General features: G+C 65.9%; 16 protein-coding genes. 12 read left to right on the top strand and 4 right to left on the bottom strand.

From position 1 onward, the window contains the following. The first annotated feature begins 78 nt into the window (after positions 1-78). The 9 genes from AB0M74_RS08600 to AB0M74_RS08560 all read left to right on the top strand — a co-directional run bounded on the left by AB0M74_RS08600 (position 79) and on the right by AB0M74_RS08560 (position 11495). Positions 79-1875, top strand: a complete 1797-nt coding sequence (locus tag AB0M74_RS08600) for an acyl-CoA dehydrogenase (protein ID WP_364903427.1) — start codon at positions 79-81, stop codon at positions 1873-1875. Between the two features lie 454 nt (positions 1876-2329). Then, positions 2330-3115 (top strand): GntR family transcriptional regulator, encoded by a 786-nt coding sequence (locus AB0M74_RS08595; protein ID WP_364903424.1) that lies wholly within the window; start codon positions 2330-2332, stop codon positions 3113-3115. Beyond that, on the top strand, positions 3115-3342 hold the full coding sequence (locus AB0M74_RS08590) for a ferredoxin family protein (protein ID WP_040689749.1): 228 nt from the start codon (positions 3115-3117) through the stop codon (positions 3340-3342). The genes AB0M74_RS08595 and AB0M74_RS08590 overlap by 1 nt, the downstream gene beginning before the upstream one ends. Before the next feature lie 27 nt (positions 3343-3369). After that, positions 3370-4797, top strand: a complete 1428-nt coding sequence (locus AB0M74_RS08585; protein ID WP_364903421.1) for an ABC transporter substrate-binding protein — start codon at positions 3370-3372, stop codon at positions 4795-4797. A gap of 64 nt (positions 4798-4861) precedes the next feature. Beyond that, entirely contained in the window at positions 4862-5704 is an 843-nt protein-coding gene (locus tag AB0M74_RS08580; protein WP_364903417.1) for an ABC transporter permease, read from the top strand. Then, the gene (locus AB0M74_RS08575) at positions 5701-6459 is read left to right on the top strand and encodes an ABC transporter ATP-binding protein (RefSeq protein ID WP_364903414.1); all 759 of its coding nucleotides are present in this window, start codon (positions 5701-5703) and stop codon (positions 6457-6459) included. The genes AB0M74_RS08580 and AB0M74_RS08575 overlap by 4 nt, the downstream gene beginning before the upstream one ends. 32 nt (positions 6460-6491) lie before the next feature. Then, the gene (locus AB0M74_RS08570) at positions 6492-9185 is read left to right on the top strand and encodes a fumarate reductase/succinate dehydrogenase flavoprotein subunit (RefSeq protein WP_364903672.1); all 2694 of its coding nucleotides are present in this window, start codon (positions 6492-6494) and stop codon (positions 9183-9185) included. A 254-nt stretch (positions 9186-9439) separates the two neighbouring features. After that, the gene (locus AB0M74_RS08565; RefSeq protein WP_364903411.1) at positions 9440-10513 is read left to right on the top strand and encodes an alkene reductase; all 1074 of its coding nucleotides are present in this window, start codon (positions 9440-9442) and stop codon (positions 10511-10513) included. Positions 10514-10574: 61 nt separating this feature from the next. Next, positions 10575-11495: a zinc-binding dehydrogenase gene (locus AB0M74_RS08560; protein WP_364903408.1), complete on the top strand. Its 921-nt coding sequence runs from the start codon at positions 10575-10577 to the stop codon at positions 11493-11495. Between the two features lie 68 nt (positions 11496-11563). On the opposite strand, the gene AB0M74_RS08555 is transcribed toward AB0M74_RS08560, so the two are convergent. Beyond that, on the bottom strand, positions 11564-12205 hold the full coding sequence (locus tag AB0M74_RS08555) for a TetR/AcrR family transcriptional regulator (protein ID WP_364903407.1): 642 nt from the start codon (positions 12203-12205) through the stop codon (positions 11564-11566). A gap of 92 nt (positions 12206-12297) precedes the next feature. Between AB0M74_RS08555 and AB0M74_RS08550 the strand changes: the two genes are divergently transcribed. After that, positions 12298-13653 carry a cytochrome P450 gene (locus tag AB0M74_RS08550; protein ID WP_364903403.1) on the top strand — a complete coding sequence of 452 codons (1356 nt, stop codon included), beginning with the start codon at positions 12298-12300 and terminating at the stop codon, positions 13651-13653. A 6-nt stretch (positions 13654-13659) separates the two neighbouring features. Here AB0M74_RS08550 and AB0M74_RS08545 read toward each other — a convergent pair whose 3' ends face one another. Next, on the bottom strand, positions 13660-14028 hold the full coding sequence (locus AB0M74_RS08545) for a SpaA isopeptide-forming pilin-related protein (protein ID WP_364903401.1): 369 nt from the start codon (positions 14026-14028) through the stop codon (positions 13660-13662). Positions 14029-14263: 235 nt separating this feature from the next. Here AB0M74_RS08545 and AB0M74_RS08540 point away from each other — a divergent pair, with 235 nt between their 5' ends. Beyond that, positions 14264-15070: an LLM class flavin-dependent oxidoreductase gene (locus AB0M74_RS08540; protein WP_364903398.1), complete on the top strand. Its 807-nt coding sequence runs from the start codon at positions 14264-14266 to the stop codon at positions 15068-15070. 10 nt (positions 15071-15080) lie between these two features. On the opposite strand, the gene AB0M74_RS08535 is transcribed toward AB0M74_RS08540, so the two are convergent. After that, positions 15081-15659, bottom strand: coding sequence for an NAD-dependent epimerase/dehydratase family protein (locus tag AB0M74_RS08535; protein WP_364903395.1), 579 nt, complete (start codon positions 15657-15659; stop codon positions 15081-15083). 130 nt (positions 15660-15789) lie between these two features. Here AB0M74_RS08535 and AB0M74_RS08530 point away from each other — a divergent pair, with 130 nt between their 5' ends. Next, a complete protein-coding gene (locus AB0M74_RS08530) occupies positions 15790-16284 on the top strand; it encodes a phosphoribosyltransferase (protein WP_364903393.1) in 495 nt (164 codons plus the stop codon). A 14-nt stretch (positions 16285-16298) separates the two neighbouring features. Here AB0M74_RS08530 and AB0M74_RS08525 read toward each other — a convergent pair whose 3' ends face one another. Further along, positions 16299-16802, bottom strand: coding sequence for a MarR family transcriptional regulator (locus AB0M74_RS08525; protein ID WP_364903390.1), 504 nt, complete (start codon positions 16800-16802; stop codon positions 16299-16301). Positions 16803-16976 lie beyond the last annotated feature (174 nt).

Here is a 16976-nt window from a genome sequence, read left to right as displayed (position 1 = left end):
TTGCGGGTCGCCCGGAATGGCCCGCCTGCACTGTTCGTCGACAGGCGGACGGCTGCGCCGAAGCGAGAGGATGTGGTCGTGCGCTCGACATTGATCTCCCGCAGGGACCTGGATTTCCTGCTCTACGAATGGCTGCGAGTCGAGGATCTCACCGCATTGCCGCGATTCACCGAGCACTCCAAGGACACCTTCGACGGCTTCCTCGACCTCTGCGAGGACCTGGCCACCCGGCATTTCGCTCCACACAACAAGCGGGGCGACGCCAACGAGCCGACGTTCGACGGCGAGCGGGTCACCATCATCCCCGAGGTGAAAGCCGCGGTCGAGGCCTTCACCAAGGCGAATCTGATCGGCGCCGCGATGGACGAGGAGATCGGCGGATTACAGCTGCCCGCCACCGTCGAGGCGGCCGGATTCAGCTGGTTCCAGGCGGCCAACGTGGGTACCACGGGCTACCTGTTCCTCACCGTCGGCAATGCCAATCTCCTTGCCGCGCACGGCACCCCGGACCAAATCGATCGTTTCGTCAAACCGATGGTCGAGGGCAGGTTCACCGGCACCATGTGCCTGTCCGAGCCGCAGGCCGGTTCCTCGCTTGCCGACATCGTGACTCGCGCCGAACCCCGATCCGACGGCACCTATCGGCTTTTCGGCTCGAAGATGTGGATCTCCGGCGGCGATCACGAACTGACCGACAATATCGTGCACCTGGTCCTGGCCAAGATCCCCGGCGGCCCTGCAGGCACCAAGGGTATTTCGCTGTTCATCGTGCCCAAATTCCTCGTCGAGGACGACGGATCACTTGGCGGGCGCAATGACGTGGCGCTGGCCGGCCTGAACCACAAGATGGGCTATCGCGGGACCACCAATACGGTGCTGAATTTCGGTGAAGGTAAGCACACACCGGATGGCGAGCCCGGTGCGGTGGGCTACCTCATCGGCGAGCCCCATCGTGGCCTGTCCTACATGTTCCACATGATGAACGAGGCCCGCCTCGGCGTCGGTCTCGGTGCGGCGGCGCTCGGCTACACCGGATACCTGAAATCCCTCGACTACGCTCGCGAGCGCAGACAGGGCCGTCCGGTCACCGCCAAGGACCCGGCAACGCCGCAGGTTCCGATCATCGAACATGCCGATGTGCGGCGAATGCTGTTGGCGCAGAAAGCTTACGTCGAGGGCGCGCTCGCCTTGCTGCTGTACTGCAACCGGCTCGTCGACCTACGACGCACCGCCACCGATCCACAGACCCAACGCGCCAACACACTGCTGCTGGAGATCCTGACCGGTGTCGCCAAGAGTTGGCCCTCGCAGTGGTGTCTGGAGGCGAACAACCTTGCCATCCAGGTCCACGGCGGCTACGGCTACACCCGTGAGTACGACGTCGAACAGCACTACCGCGACAACCGGCTCAACCCCATCCACGAGGGCACCCACGGTATTCAGGGCCTCGATCTATTGGGCCGCAAGGTAGTCCAGCACGACGGCGCCGGACTGCGGCTACTCGCGGGCCGGATCGAGCAGACCGTGATGGCGGCCGCCGAAGCCGGCGACGAATGGACCGAGTTCGGCGGCCAGCTCGACGCCGCCTGGCAACGCTTGCTCACCGTCACCGGGTGGATGTTCGGCTCTGGCGATATCGCCGCGGCAATGGCGAATTCCAGCGTGTACCTCGAGGCTTTCGGCCACATCGTGGTCGCCTGGATCTGGCTAGAGCAAGCACTCGCCGCGCACGGCCGTGCGGGCGACTTCTACGAGGGCAAACGTGCGGCGGCGCGGTACTTCTTCCGCTACGAACTCCCCAGAACCGGACCACAATTGGACCTGCTCGAACTGATGGACCGAACCACCCTCGACATGCACGACGCCTGGTTCTGACCTGTCGAACACCCATCAGCACCAGCCGGTGCCGCGTTGGGTGCCCGCAGGGGTCGCGCTGTGTCCGTGGCGGACAACGAGCGAATCCCCAGCCGAACGGAAGATTTGGACAGTGGAGTTCCCCGTGGACCGATCTGGATTCCACCCGCTCGCCACCGGTCCGCGAGCCGATCCTGACGATCGGCAACCTCCGCCTGAGTCTCGACTCCGGCGACTGAGGTCGCGAGCCCATCCGGGGCACCGTGGCTCGGAGCTGGTGCCCGGCGGGCCCGCTGCCTGCTATTCGAATCTGTGTGATCGGAATCCACATTCCGGCGACGGACTGGCGCAATGCCTCCTCTGGGACCTGTTTGCCCAGGTCAACGCAAGTGCCTGGCGGCGCAATAACATCCCCTGAATTGCGGCGGATTTGCGGCGGGATCCGGGCTGCCGCAGGCCAACTATCGTCCTGTCCATGCAGGTCAGCGATAGGAAGATGGCGGAGGTTGGAGCCGAACCCGTACCCGTACGACGGTTGCGGGCCGACCAGGCGCGCCGGGTGGCCGACGTGCTGCGCCATCAGGTCCATGCGGGCGCGTTCGATGACGTGCTGCCAAGTGAGCAGCAACTGGTTTCGGAGTTCGACGCTTCGCGCAATACCGTGCGTGAGGCATTGGCACTGCTCAAGGACGAGGGCCTGATCGATCGGGTGCCGAAGGTCGGGACCCGAGTGACCAACCGCAAGTTCGATCACGGGCTCGATGCTCTGCTGGGGCTGCAGGAGACGCTGAAGGGGCACGGCACGGTGCGCAACGAGGTGCGCGCGGCCATGCATGTCACCGCGCCCGCCGCGGTCGCGCGGAAGCTGCGACTCGACCCCGGCGAGCGCGTCGTCTACATCGAGCGGCTGCGTTATCTGGCGGATCTGCCGCTGAGCCTGGACCTGACCTACCTCGCGCCGGATATCGGGACCGAGATCCTGAGTCACGACCTGGAGACCAACGATATTTTCGTGCTCATCGAGCAGATCAGCGGGGGCCCGCTCGGTTCCGCCGATCTCGCTCTCGAGGCGATCACCGCCGATGCGCACACGGCGGCAACGCTCGACGCCCCTGCGGGCGCGGCACTGCTGATGCTCGAACGGTTGACCCGCCTCGACGACGGGCGACCTGTCGATCTGGAGTACATCCGGATGCGCGGGGACCGAATCACCATGCGCGGCAACCTGATCCGCAGCACCCCCGAGTGGAAGGTCATCTGATGGCACTGGCGAATCAACGCACCGATATCCCGGTCACCATCGACGAGTCGCTGTGCATCCAGGGCTGCACGCTGTGCGTGGAGATCTGCCCGCTCGATTCGCTGGCGATCAATCCGGAGAACGGCAAGGCCTTCATGCACGTCGACGAATGCTGGTATTGCGGCCCGTGTGCGGCACGCTGCCCCACCGGTGCCGTCACCGTCAATATGCCCTACCTGCTCCGCTGAACCCTGCGCCCGAATCCGGAAGTCACCATGAAGAAACGCCTCGCGCCTCTCGTCCTCGCACTCGCACTCGCCGCCGCGGGCTGCTCGCTGCAGAGCTCCGACAACACCCCGACCGGTACCGTCAAGGTCGTCGTCGGCTACCAGTCCAAGACCATCAATACCGTCACCGCCGGCACGCTGCTGAAGGCCAAGGGCTACTTGGAGCAGCGGCTACAGCAGATCACCGACCATGGCGGTGCCCAGTACCAGGTGGAGTGGCAGGACTACGACACCGGCGCGCCGATCACCGCGCAGATGCTCGCCGAGAAGATCGATATCGGATCGATGGGCGATTATCCGTTGCTGATCAACGGATCTCGGACGCAGGCCAACGAGCGAGCCACGACGGCATTGGTGTCGGTCACCGGGTATCACCCGCGTGGCGCACTCAACATGGTTGTGGTGCCACAGGATTCAACAGTCACGAGCGTCGGCGAGCTGGCCGGGCAGAAGATTTCGGCCAGCGTCGGTTCCGCCGGGCACGGCACCCTGGTACAGGCCCTGTCGCGCGCCGATGTCGATCCGGCCAAGGGCGTGGAGGTGCTCAACCAGCAGCCGCAGATCGGCGCGACCGCCCTGGAATCGCACCAGGTGGGAGCGCTCGCCCAGTTCGTGGCGTGGCCCGGGTTGCTGGTGTTCCAGAACAAGGCAAAACTGCTCTACGACGGCGCCGAACTCGGCGTGCCGACCTTCCACGGCGTGGTAGCCCGTCGCTCATACACCGCCGACCATCCGGAGGTACTGCAAGCGTTCCTCGCCGCACAGCTCGACGCGACCGCGTTCCTACGGGAGCAGCCTTTCGAGGCCGCCAGGATCGTCGCCGACGGCTCCGGACTTCCGCGGGAGGTCGTGTATCTCTACAACGGCCCCGGCGGCACGTCTTTCGATACCACCATCAAGCCGAGCCTGGTCGATGCGCTGAAAGGCGATGTGCAGTACCTGAAATCGATCGGTGAGTTCGCCGAACTCGACATCGACCGATTCGTCGATCCCGCACCACTGCGCAGGGCGTTCGCCGAGACCGCGCAGGGTGACTACGACAAGGCGGTGGCCGCTACCGCGAACCCGAGCCGGATCACCGGCACAGATCCGATCTGCGGTCGCGCCGTGGACAATTCGCCGCAGGCCGCTGAACTGTGGCTCGACGGCGCCGACCGTCCACAGCCCGCCGCCGACCCCACCTGCCTGCTACGGGCGATCCAGGCGGCGAAGGCGCAGGGCAAGGTGATCCGTGCGGCCTATGTCCCGGATGCCGAGCTGGGCACGAGATGGTTTGCCGACAAGTCGATCTGGTTGCGCGAGGGCGACATCTTCTTGCCGTTCACCACGCACGCTGCTGCGCAGCGCTACCGTCAGACGCACACCACCGCGCTGCCGGTCGCCTACGACCAGGCCGTCACGGAGGTCAGGGGATGAGCGAGCGTGTCATGCGCCGTCGTGCGGCACATCCGATGGTGCCGCGCATGCGCGAGGCGCGCAGATGAGCACGGCGGCGGCGGTCGGCCCCGCTGTGGCCGCGGGCGGTGCGGCCGCCACGCCGCCGAAAACCTCCGTGTGGCGCATCCGCCTGATCCAGATTGCGTCCGTGGTGGCCGCGATCGGCTTGTGGCAGCTACTCACCGCCAACAACGTGCGATTCTGGCTGCGTTTCGACACACTGCCCACCGTCACCGACATCATCGCCGAGTTCGGTCAGCAGTTCCAGAAGGACCAGTACTACGTGGACATCGCGCAGTCGCTGATCAGAATTCTCACCGGGTTCGGGCTGGCGGCGGTGCTCGGTGTCCTCGCGGGCATCGGGCTCGGCCGTTCCGGGCTGCTGGCCGCAGTCTTCGGCCCGCTCACCGAATTGGCGCGCCCGATCCCGGCGATCGCGCTGGTGCCGGTCGCGATCCTGCTGTTCCCCAGCGACGAGTCGGGGATCGTCTTCATCACCTTCACCGCCTCACTGTTCCCGGTGCTGGTCAGCACCAGGCACGCGGTGCGGGCGCTGCCGACCGTCTGGGAGGACGCGCTGCGCACCCTGGGCGCCTCGCGGACCGATGTCCTTGTGCGTGTGGTCTTTCCCGGCATCCTGCCCGGTGTCTTCAGTGGTTTGTCGGTCGGCATGGGTGTGGCATGGATCTGCCTCATCTCGGCGGAGATGATTTCCGGCAGGCTCGGCATCGGCTACCGGACCTGGCAGGCCTACACCATCGTCGACTATCCGGCGGTATTCGTCGGAATGATCACCATCGGCATCCTCGGCTTCGGCACCTCCGGACTCGTCGAACTGGCCGGGCGCCGAATCACCCGCTGGCTGCCACGGGAGGCATCGCAATGACGACCACCACGACACCGGCCACCACGGCCTCGACACCCCCTGTCGCGGGAATGCGGCTGGCACTGGACGCCATTCGGATCTCCTACGGCAGCAAGACCGTGATCGAGCACCTCGATCTCACTATCGCGCCGGGCGAAATCCTCGTCGTTGTCGGCAAGTCCGGGTGTGGCAAGTCGACGCTGCTGCGCGCCATCGCCGGACTGCGCGCACCCGAAGCCGGGAGTATCCTGGCCGACGGCACCACTGTCACCGCCCCCTCCGCAGACCGAGCCCTGGTCTTCCAGGACGACGCACTGTTGCCATGGCGCACTGCGCGACAGAACATCGAACTGGCGCTGCAGCTGCGCCGGGTTCCCCGCGCCGAACGCAAAACCACGGCGCAACGCTGGGTCCAGGAGATCGGTCTCACCGGCTACGCCGATTACCTGCCCCGCGACCTGTCGGGCGGCATGCGCCAACGAGTCCAACTGGCGCGCAGCCTCGCGGGCGAGCCACGCTCGGTGCTGATGGACGAACCCTTCGGCGCACTGGATACCCAGACCCGAGCCACCATGCAGCGCTTGCTGATCAACACCTGGCGCGCCCATCCGACCACCATTGTGTTCGTCACCCACGACCTCGACGAGGCGCTGCTGCTCGGCGACCGCATCGCCGTCCTGGGCGGCGGTGCACTGCGCGCTGTCGTCGAGGTGCAGAATCCGCGCGAGGCCGTCGACCGAAGGTCCGTGAAGGCCGAAATCTTGGAGACATTGTGAGTTCAGGCGACACCGCGAACGCGAAAGGGCCCCTGCGGATTCCGGACCTGTCCGATCGGATTCGAATGGACTGCGACGTGCTGGTCATCGGTGGCGGCACCGCGGGCACCATGGCCGCGCTCACCGCGGCGGAGCATGGCGCGAATGTGCTGCTGCTCGAGAAGGCACACGTGCGGCACTCCGGCGCGCTCGCGATGGGTATGGACGGTGTCAACAACGCGGTCATCCCGGGCAAAGCCGAACCGGAGGACTACGTCGCCGAAATCACCAGGGCCAACGATGGAATCGTCAACCAACGCACCATCTATCAGACCGCGACCCGCGGTTTCGCGATGGTGCAGCGGCTCGAGCGTTACGGCGTGAAGTTCGAGAAGGACGAATACGGCGAGTACGCGGTACGCCGTGTGCACCGGTCCGGCTCGTACGTGCTACCGATGCCCGAGGGCAAGGACGTCAAGAAGGCGCTGTATCGCGTGTTGCGCCAGCGCAAGATGCGCGAAAAGATCCGGATCGAGAATCGGCTGATGCCGGTCCGGGTGCTCACCACCGAGGGCCGTGCGGTCGGCGCGGCCGCATTGAACACGCGCACCGGCGAATTCGTCGCGGTAGGTGCCAAGGCAGTGATTCTTGCGACCGGTCCGTCGGGCAGGCTCGGTCTGCCCGCCTCCGGGTACCTCTACGGCACCTACGAGAACCCGACGAATGCGGGCGACGGCTATTCGATGGCCTACCACGCGGGCGCCGAGCTCAGCGGCATCGAATGCTTCCAGATCAACCCGCTGATCAAGGACTACAACGGTCCGGCCTGCGCCTACGTCGCCAACCCGTTCGGCGGCTATCAGGTCAACGCCGCAGGCGAGCGGTTCGTCGACTCCGACTATTGGTCGGGGCAGATGATGTCGGAGGTGAAGCGCGAGATCGAATCCGCGCGTGGGCCCATCTATCTCAAGGTGTCACATCTGCCCGACGAGACGCTGACCACGCTCGAAGGGATCTTGCACACCACCGAACGCCCCACTCGCGGTACTTTTCACGCCAACCGCGGCCACGACTACCGCACCCACGACATCGAGATGCACATCTCCGAAATCGGTTTGTGCGGTGGACATTCCGCTTCCGGTGTCTGGGTCGATGAGCACGCTGGAACCACCGTCCCCGGCCTGTACGCGGCGGGCGATCTGGCCTGCGTGCCGCACAACTACATGATCGGCGCTTTCGTTTTCGGTGACCTGGCAGGCGCGCACGCCGCCGCCACACTTTCCGAGCTCACGGCGCCCGCCGCACTCCCCGAAGCTCAGCTGGCCGAAGCCCATGAGCTGATCTACCGGCCGCTGCGCCAACCGGACGGCCCACCGCAGCCGCAGGTCGAGTACAAATTGCGCCGCTTCGTGAACGACTATGTGGCCCCGCCGAAGACGGCTGCGAAGCTCTCCATCGCGGTCGAGACCTTCGAGCGTATGCGCGGCGAGATCGCCGAAATCGGTGCTCGCTCGCCGCATGAGCTCATGCGCGCGGTCGAGGTGTCGTTTATCCGCGACTGCGCCGAAATGGCGGCACGCAGTTCGCTCACCCGGACCGAATCACGCTGGGGGCTCTACCACGAACGCGCCGACCTGCCCGACCGCGACGACGCCGAGTGGCGCTACCATCTCAACCTACGCAAGAACTCCGATGGCAGCATGGAGTTCCTCAAGCGTCCGGTCGCGCCGTATCTGGTTCCCGTACCCGGTCTCGACGATCTCCCTTCGGCGGACTCCACCGTTGTCCCGGTCCAGCAGCCGGAGTTGGTCGGTGGTCGTGCGCCCGCAGCTGCCCGCCGCACCGTCCGTGATTCGATCGAGCCGCCCTCACCCCGACTTGTGACCCTGCTGGCCTTGGATTCTCCTACGGTGCAAGAACTCTCGACCTACCTCGCTGACGAGGACGCGGGTGTACGGGTGGCTGCGCTTGCGGTGCTGACCGAGAACACTCCGGACGGTTTCGCCACGATCCTGATCGACGCGCTCGATGACGCCGCGGCCTCGGTACGCCGTGCGGCCACCGCCAGCCTGCGTGAACTCGTCGAGGTGCTGCCCGCGGCGGCAGGTCTGTCGGATCGGCTCGATTCGCCCGATCCCGTCGTGCGCGCGACCGTCATCGACCTGCTACGGGCACTGCGCTCCGGTTCGGTAGCACAATTCATTGCTGCACTGACAGATACGGATCACCGAGTGCGCATCGAGGCGGTCCGGGCATTGGTGTCGCTCGACGACTGGCGCGGTGTCGCCTCGGCCGCCGACGACGAGAATCGTGAAGTCCGCATCGCCGTCGCCCACGGCATCGCGGCCATCGCGCACGAGGGTGTCGACACTGTGCGGTCGCTCGCAGCGGACCCCGATCCCCTGGTGCGCGCCGCAGCACTGGCCGCGTTCGCGAGTCTCGGCGTCGCTCCAGGCGACGACTTCCCGATCCTCACGAACGCACTCCAGCATTCCGCATGGCAGGTCCGAGTAGGCGCCGCCCGCGGACTGGCCGGAGCCGACCCTGCCACCGCGGTGCCCGCACTCACCGACGCCCTGCTCGACCCGCACCTCGACGTCCGCAAAGCCGCCGTGCTCGCACTGAGTACGTGGCCCGACGACGGATCCGCGCACGATGCGCTGAAACAGGCCATCGACGACTCCGACGCCGATGTCCGCGCCTATGCCCGGCGCGCGATCGCACAGCAGGCAGCGCACGATGCGTAGGACAGCCTCGAGTCGAGGCGGGCAACTGGCTCCGCACCTCCATCCATTAGCGTGGCTAACGCTTCGTTGAATGACTCGTCATTGATCTCGGTGTCCACAGCAGCCATCGTTGAGGGGTAAGCCCCGCCGCCCGCGCCCACAGATTGCCGTGCGACGGATCACCTGATCTCGACCCCTGGGCAACACAGGATCCAGCGCACCGCCACCCGACGGATGTGCCGATCCCGCATGCCGACGATCGACCGAGGAGTCACATGAGCGGATACTTCGAGCCGCTGACTATCGGCAAGCTGGACTTGCCCAACCGCCTGGTGATGGCGCCGATGAGCCGCAATCGCGCGCCCGGTGGCGTGGTCCCCGCGTTGACCGCGGAGTATTACGCACAGCGCGCGTCCGCGGGCCTGATCATCTCCGAGGCCATCGCGATCAGCGAGATCGCCCAGGGCTCTCACCAGTCTCCCGGGCTGCACACGGCAGCACAGGTACAGGCATGGCGGCCCGTGACCGAAGCCGTACACGCGGCCGGTGGGCGGATCTTCGCCCAGGTGGTGCACTGCGGCAGGATCGGACACTCGAGCCTCTACACCGACGGAGCCCTCCCACTCGCGCCCTCCGCGATCGCGTCCGGGGAGCAGCTGTTCACCGCTGACGGGGCGCTCGATCGCCCCACGCCTCGCGAAATGACGGTCGCGGACATCGCCGAAACGATGGCCGACTTTGTCACCGCCGCCCGCAACGCCGTCGAGGCGGGCTTCGACGGCGTGGAACTGCACGGAGCGAACGGCTTTCTGTTGCACCAGTTCCTGTCCGACACGACCGACCGGCGGACCGACGGGTATGGCGGATCACTGGAGGCTCGTCTGCGGTTCACCGTTGAGGTCGTGCAGGCCGTCAGTTCCGCGATCGGGCCGGAACGAGTCGGCCTCCGGCTCTCACCCGGCATCACCTTCAACGGTATGGCCGAGAACGACACCGCCGAGCTCTACACCGCACTGGTACGGGCGCTGACGCCGATCCCGCTCGCCTATCTCCACGTATTCGAGATTCTCACCCGAGACATCACCGAGCTCATCCGAGCGCAATGGCCTGGGACACTTGTTCTTTGCGCACACCCGACACCGGATTCCTTCCCGAGCCGTCCAGAGATCGGCGCCGAAGCGCTCGGCGGCGGCATCGCCGACGCTATCGCGATGGCAGAACCGTGGCTTGCCAATCCTGATCTGCCCGAACGCATTCGCGCGGGCGGCTCGTACAACATGGCCGATAGAGCCACCTTTTACGGCGGTGATCACCTCGGTTACACCGACTATCCGACGCTGAACGCCTGACCCTTTCCACCCGGACCCGGACCGCACGGCGGTCCGGGTCCCTGCCGCGCGAAAGCATGTGATGCAAGCCCTCGTTCATGATCCCGATGCCCCACATCAATTGAGCCTCGGTACCGCACCCGACCCGAAACCACGTGACACACAAGCGCTGATCCAGGTCGCCGCGATCTCCTTCAATTTCGGCGAGATCGTCTACCGATCACCGCAGACGCTGCCGGGCTATGTTTCCGGGTGGGACGCGGCGGGTGTCCTCGTCCAAGCCGCCCTCGACGGTTCGGGACCGGCCGTCGGTAGCCGCGTGGTGTCCTTCGGCTGGGGCGGCGCATGGGCGGAATTGCGCGCCGTCGACACCACCGAGCTCGCCGTGGTGCCCGACGGCGTGGATCTCTTTGCGGCCAGCGCACTTCCCGTCGCCGGCGTCACCGCACTGCAGGCCTGCCGCAGGCTCGGCGCGGTACTCGGCCGCCGGGTGCTGATCACCGGAGCCTCGGGCGGTGTCGGCCGATTCGCGGTTCAGCTCGCGGCGCTGGCGGGCGCATATGTCATCGCCTCCGTCGGCAGCCCTGCTCGCGGCGAGGGGCTGCGCGAGCTCGGCGCGGACGAGATCGTGCTCGGACCTGCCGCGCTGACCGAACCGGTGTACGGCGTCATCGACAATGTGGGAGGCGGTCAGCTGGCCGAGGCGTTCGACCGTCTCGAAGACGACGGCGTCGTCCTGGCCATCGGCAAAGCCTCCGGTGAGCCGACCCTCATCGATTTCGAGCAGGCCCGCGTCAACACTGCGCGCGGCAGGCTGGAGAATTTCAACGTGAGCACCCCGTTCGGCAAGGATCTCGCCTACCTATTGCGGCTTCTGGAGTCCGGCAAGCTCGACCCGCAAGTCGGCTGGCGCGGCCCGTGGACCCGTGCGTCCGAAGCAGCCGACGAACTCGTGGCCCGCCGGATCCAGGGCAAAGCTGTACTCGACCTCACGTCGACCTGATCGCGCACCGCACCTGCAGATTTCGAGAACCACCCGGCAATCGTGGATTCTGCTCGACCAGGGTGCTTCTAGCCGCGGTCGGCGTCATTGCGTGCGGCGTCGACCGCGGCCACGAACAGGTGCGCCAATTCCTCGATGTACTCCGCACGCGGTAGATCTATTGCGCCGCTGAGCCATTGCGCCGCCGCGTCCGCCTGCCCGCCGACGATGATGTGGGCGGCAAGCAGTAGCCGCGTGCGCTTGCGGCCGACGAAGGGGCCGTGCACGAGCTCCGCCTGTTCGGCGGTGTACTCGGCGAACCGGCGGACCGAGTCTGCCTTGCGCGGCGCGGCGACCTCGCTGCCGATCGCTTCGGTGAACAATCGCGCCCTGCGTGGGTCACCGGTGAAATAGTCGACGAAAACCTCCATCGCGGCACGAGCGCGCAGGAACAGGTCCTCCGGTTGTGCCTCGACCGCCGCGCGCGCCAGGGCGAAGAACTCCTCGAACATCGTGTCGAACAACGCGACGAGCAGATCTTCCCTGCTGCTGAACTGCTCGTAGAAATAGCGCTGGGTCAGCCCCGCCCGCTCACACACCGATGTCATGGTCAGCTTCACGACGCCGTTCGCGCCCACCTCATCGAAGCCCGCCTCGATCAGATCGGCACGACGTTGCGCGAGCCGATCCTCAGCACTGACCCCCCGGAAGGGACGGACCACCGAAGTCATGACCCAATCTTGACACACAGCCATGTCAAGTTCAGACTTTATGCAAAGTTGACATAGATCACAGTCAGCTTCCCCTCGCAGTGGAGGAACCGATGTCGACCTTCCTGATCAGCCCGCCGACCGCGCCACCGAAGAACAGCGGCCTGAAATCCATCGCCGGATCGCGCGGCATGCCGATCATCGGGGAAAGCTACGCAATGCTGCATCACCCGGAAGCGTGGGCACGCGAACGCTACACCCGCTACGGGCCGGTGTCATGGACGACGGGCTTCGGCCGGCAGGTCGTAATCCTGCTCGGTCCCGACGCCTGGGACATTCCGATGGCCAACCGGGACAAGGCATTCGGCAGCGGTCCGGCCTGGGACTACCTGATCGGACCATTCTTCCGGCGCGGCATCATGCTGCTCGATTTCGAGGAGCATCTCTATCACAAGCGGATCATGATGCAGGCCTTCACCCGCTCCCGCTTGACAGGCTATCTCGACGCCATGAACCCGATCATCGAGCGTGGCCTGGCGGACTGGACAGCGGCGGACGCCTTCCGCGCCTACCCGGCCATCAAACAGGTGACCCTCGACATCGCGACAAGAACCTTCATGGGCGCCGCCCTCGGCGACGAATCCGACAGGGTGAATCAGGCTTTCATCGACTGCGTCCGCGGCGGCACCGCCTATCTGCGCTTCCCGGTACCCGGGCTGCGTTGGTCACGCGGCCTGCACGGCCGCAAGGTACTCGAGCAGATGTTGCGAAAGCAGTTGCCCGCCAAACGCGCCGGCAGCGGCGACGATCTGTTCAGCGCACTGTGTCACGCACGCTCCGACGACGGGCGAAGCTTCACCGATGACGATGTGGTCAGCCACATGATCTTCCTGTTGATGGCCGCGCACGATACAACGACCATCACCCTGTCCACGATGATGTACTACCTGGCTGAACATGCGCAGTGGCAGCAGCGTTGCCGCGCCGAGAGTACGGCACTCGGCACCGATGTGCTCGACTACAGCAGTCAGGAACAGCTGACCTCACTCGATCTCGTCATGAAAGAATCGCTACGTCTGCTCGCTCCCCTGCCGAGCATCCCGCGCGCCGCAGTAGCCGACACCGAGGTGCTCGGCCATTTCATCCCGGCGGGCACCTTTGTCACGGTGATGCCGCAGTTCACCCATCACATGCACGAGTATTGGCCCGAACCAGAGCGTTTCGATCCCGGCCGATTCTCCGAGGAACGACGCGAGGACAAGATCCACAAGCACGCATGGGTTCCCTTCGGGGCAGGCGCGCACAAATGTATCGGCCAATACTTCGGTGGCATGCAGGTCAAGGCATTCATGCATCAACTGCTGCAAAAGTTCGAGTGGTCGGTCGAGCCGGGCTACGAATTGCAGTGGGACAGAACATCTCTCCCGCGCCCGAAGGACGGTTTGCAGGTCCGGCTACAGCGACGCTGACCCGGGTCACGCACAGCGGAAGCGGAATTCGGCGACCGGTGTGACACCGGGAACGACGGCAACCTGAACGTGAGTGGGGTCGGCCAACTGGCAGCCGGACGGCACCGCTGTGACCTCTACTCGGTAGCACCCTTCGGGAAGGCTCCGTGTCACCGTCCCGTCACCGCCGGTCGTCACCGTCGCCGATACCGCACCCGTGGCGCACGGCATGACCCCGACCTCCACACCGGTCACTGGTAGCCGATCCAATCCGGTGACCGCCTGCACCTTCACCGCGCCCTCCCCTGGCACCCGCGCGCCCGCCACCGCGCCGCCCACCATCGCTGCCAGCATCGCAACCCCGACTACCGACCCGACGAACATTGTCCTGCGCACCTGGACTCCTTCCTTCGATGAGGACGCCTGTCGCCTCTGCGCCAATATAGGCGCTGGTCAGCGCGATCCGGGGCAGCCGCGCGCCGAACACGTCCCGATGTTCAGCAGGCTCGACTCGGACGAACATCGGGCCCATGAGCGTTCCGGGCATAACGCTGAGCATTCCAGCCATTGGAACACTCACCCACAGTCCCTAGCGTTGACAGCAGACGAACGACAACCGACGGGACAAGTAATGACAATGCAGATCGGCGTAATCCTGCCGACATCCACACCGGATCCGCTGCAACCGATTCTGGGCGATGTCCGGGCGAGTGCGCGGTTCGCCGAAGAGCTCGGAATCGAATCGGTGTGGTCCACAGACCATCTCATCGCCAGCGCGCCGATGCTGGACAGCACCGTGACCCTGGCGACCGCGGCGGCGGTGACCGATCGGATTCGGATCGGCTACAACGTCTTGCTTTTGGCGTTGCGGCCGACCGCCTGGGCTGCCAAGCAGATCAGCTCGTTGCAGTATGTGTCGGACAATCGGCTCCTGCTCGGTGTCGGCACCGGCAATCCCGCGCACGGCGATGTCGGGTGGCGGGCCGCCGGTCTGTCGTTCGAGGATCGCGGACGCCGGACCGATGCGGCATTGCAGATGCTGCCCGGACTCGTCACCGGGCAGCCGACGATATTGCCCGATGGCCTGGAGGTGACGCTGTCGCCCGGTTCGGCGATGCCGCCGGTCCTGGTGGCGGGCAATGGGAATCGAGCACGACGCCGCGCCGCCGCCTACGGCGACGGATGGATCACGCTCCAGACCGAGCCAGATCGGATAGGCGCGGAAATCACCGAGCTAGGGGAACTCGCCGCACAGCACGGGCGACCGACTCCGGCGGTAACCGTTGTCGCACCCGCCCTGTCGGCCGATCCAGGGCACGCCGCCGAGCAGGTGGCCGCCTATGCCGGCGCGGGAGTGCGACGACTGACCCTCGCCCCGACCGGCCCGGACTGGCGACGGGATTACGAGTTCGCCGCGAAATTGATTACCACGCAATAGATCTGGGCAATCAGTCGGCGACGATCACCACCCCGCTGTCCGCTTCGAGCAGTTCCACCGTCCGCGCGGCCGCGGTATCGATGTGCACCCGCGGCTCGGCAGGCGGTTCGGTCTCGTAATACGTTCCGGGTCCATAGAATTGGCCGTATTCGACAACCACACCGTCCGCAGCGAGCACGGCCGCCTCATGATCGCGAATCACCTCACCGCGTCCGGCGGGTGGCTCCCACGCAATGCTCTGTGCGAGAAACCGTTGTGCGCCCGCGGCCCGCGCCGCAGCGAGCAGGTTGCGCGTCCCCTCGGTCCGGATCCGTGCATTCGCGCCCGCCAGCTCCGGCAACAGCGCGGCATCGTCGGGCAGGTCGGTGAGCTGATGCATCACGAGGTCGGGCCGGAATTCGACAACCGCGGCGGTCAGCGCGGCCAGATCGTAGACATCGCAAACCACCGGCCGCGCGCCGGCGGCGCGCACCTGCTCGGCCTTCGACGGTGAACGGGTCATGCCCGCTACCTCGTGTCCTGCCGCGATCAGCAAGGGCAGCAGCCGCACTCCGATGACACCGGTCGCGCCGGCCAGAAAGATCCGCACACGGTCACCCTATCCAGCTCGGTCGAAGCTTCGAGACGTGCGCCCGGGTCGCCGGTGAATGGGTGGCGCGGCCTCGATCAGCCGCTCGTATGCTCGTTACACAGCGGAGTCGATCGAGATGGAGGATCCAATGGCGGATCGGGAAGTCCTGACCTGGGAATTGTTCGGCTCTGCCAGTCGAGAACTGGCGACCGAGATCGCCGAGGACGGATTCGAGCCCGACCTGATCCTCTCGATCGCCCGTGGCGGCCTGTTCGTCGCGGGCGCGCTGGGCTACGCACTCGCTGTGAAGAACCTGCACGTAATGAACGTCGAGTTCTACACCGGCATCGACCAGCGTCTGGACCTGCCGGTCATGCTGCCGCCGGTACCACAGGCCGTCGACCTCGCGGGTGCGACAGTCCTGGTCGCCGACGATGTCGCCGACACCGGCGCCACCCTGAAGCTGGTGCGCGACTTCTGTGCCGACCACGTGGCCGAGGTCCGCTGCGCGGTGATCTACCAGAAGCCGCACTCGGAGGTCGACTGCGACTATGTCTGGCGGCGCACCGACCGCTGGATCAACTTCCCGTGGTCCACCGAACCTCCGGTGGTCAGGCGTCGGGCACAGGTGCTCGACGCTTGACCGGACAGCTCCGACTACCGCTCCGAACGCGTGGCGACGATGGAGTCGAGTCGCTCGCCGAGTGCGTTGACCTCGTCGCGCAACGCGATGACGGTGTCCAGCGGATAGTCGACAGCGGCCAGCACCGACTCGATCATCTCGCGGGCCTGATGCCGCAGGGCCTGCCCCGCGTCGGTCGCGCGCAGTTCCACCGCTCGGCGATCGTGCGCGCTGCGAATGCTCTCGACCAGGCCGTGCGCCTGTAGCCGCTGGATGAGCGGAGAGACCGTGCCGTAGTCGAGGCGTAGTTGCTCACCCAATTCCTTCATCGTGATGGCAGGTCGTTCCCACAGCGCGAGCAGCGCGAGATATTGCGGGTAGGTCACCCCCATCGCGTCGAGGAAAGGCCGATAGACCGCTGTCATCGACCGGGACGTGGAGTACAGGGCAAAACACAGCTGTGCAGCGAGCGAGAGCAGGTCGTGGTCTTCGGCCGCTTCGACACGCACCACGGGCGTGGGATGCGCTTCATCGGGCATTAGGACACTGTATCCCAGCGAATTCGCTGTTCTCGCTGTGCTGTTACGGCGCAATGACGCATGTCGGTGGTGGTTGCGGCGAAGTGGCGGAATGCGCACAGTGTCGCTGGACGGTGTCATCGCAGGACCAGATGGCGACATCATTCGGTCCGCCTCTGATGCAGGGCAGATGCG

The organism is Nocardia sp. NPDC051463 (assembly GCF_040681975.1).
GTDB lineage: Bacteria > Actinomycetota > Actinomycetes > Mycobacteriales > Mycobacteriaceae > Nocardia.
This window is presented reverse-complemented; position numbering and strand designations above follow the sequence as displayed.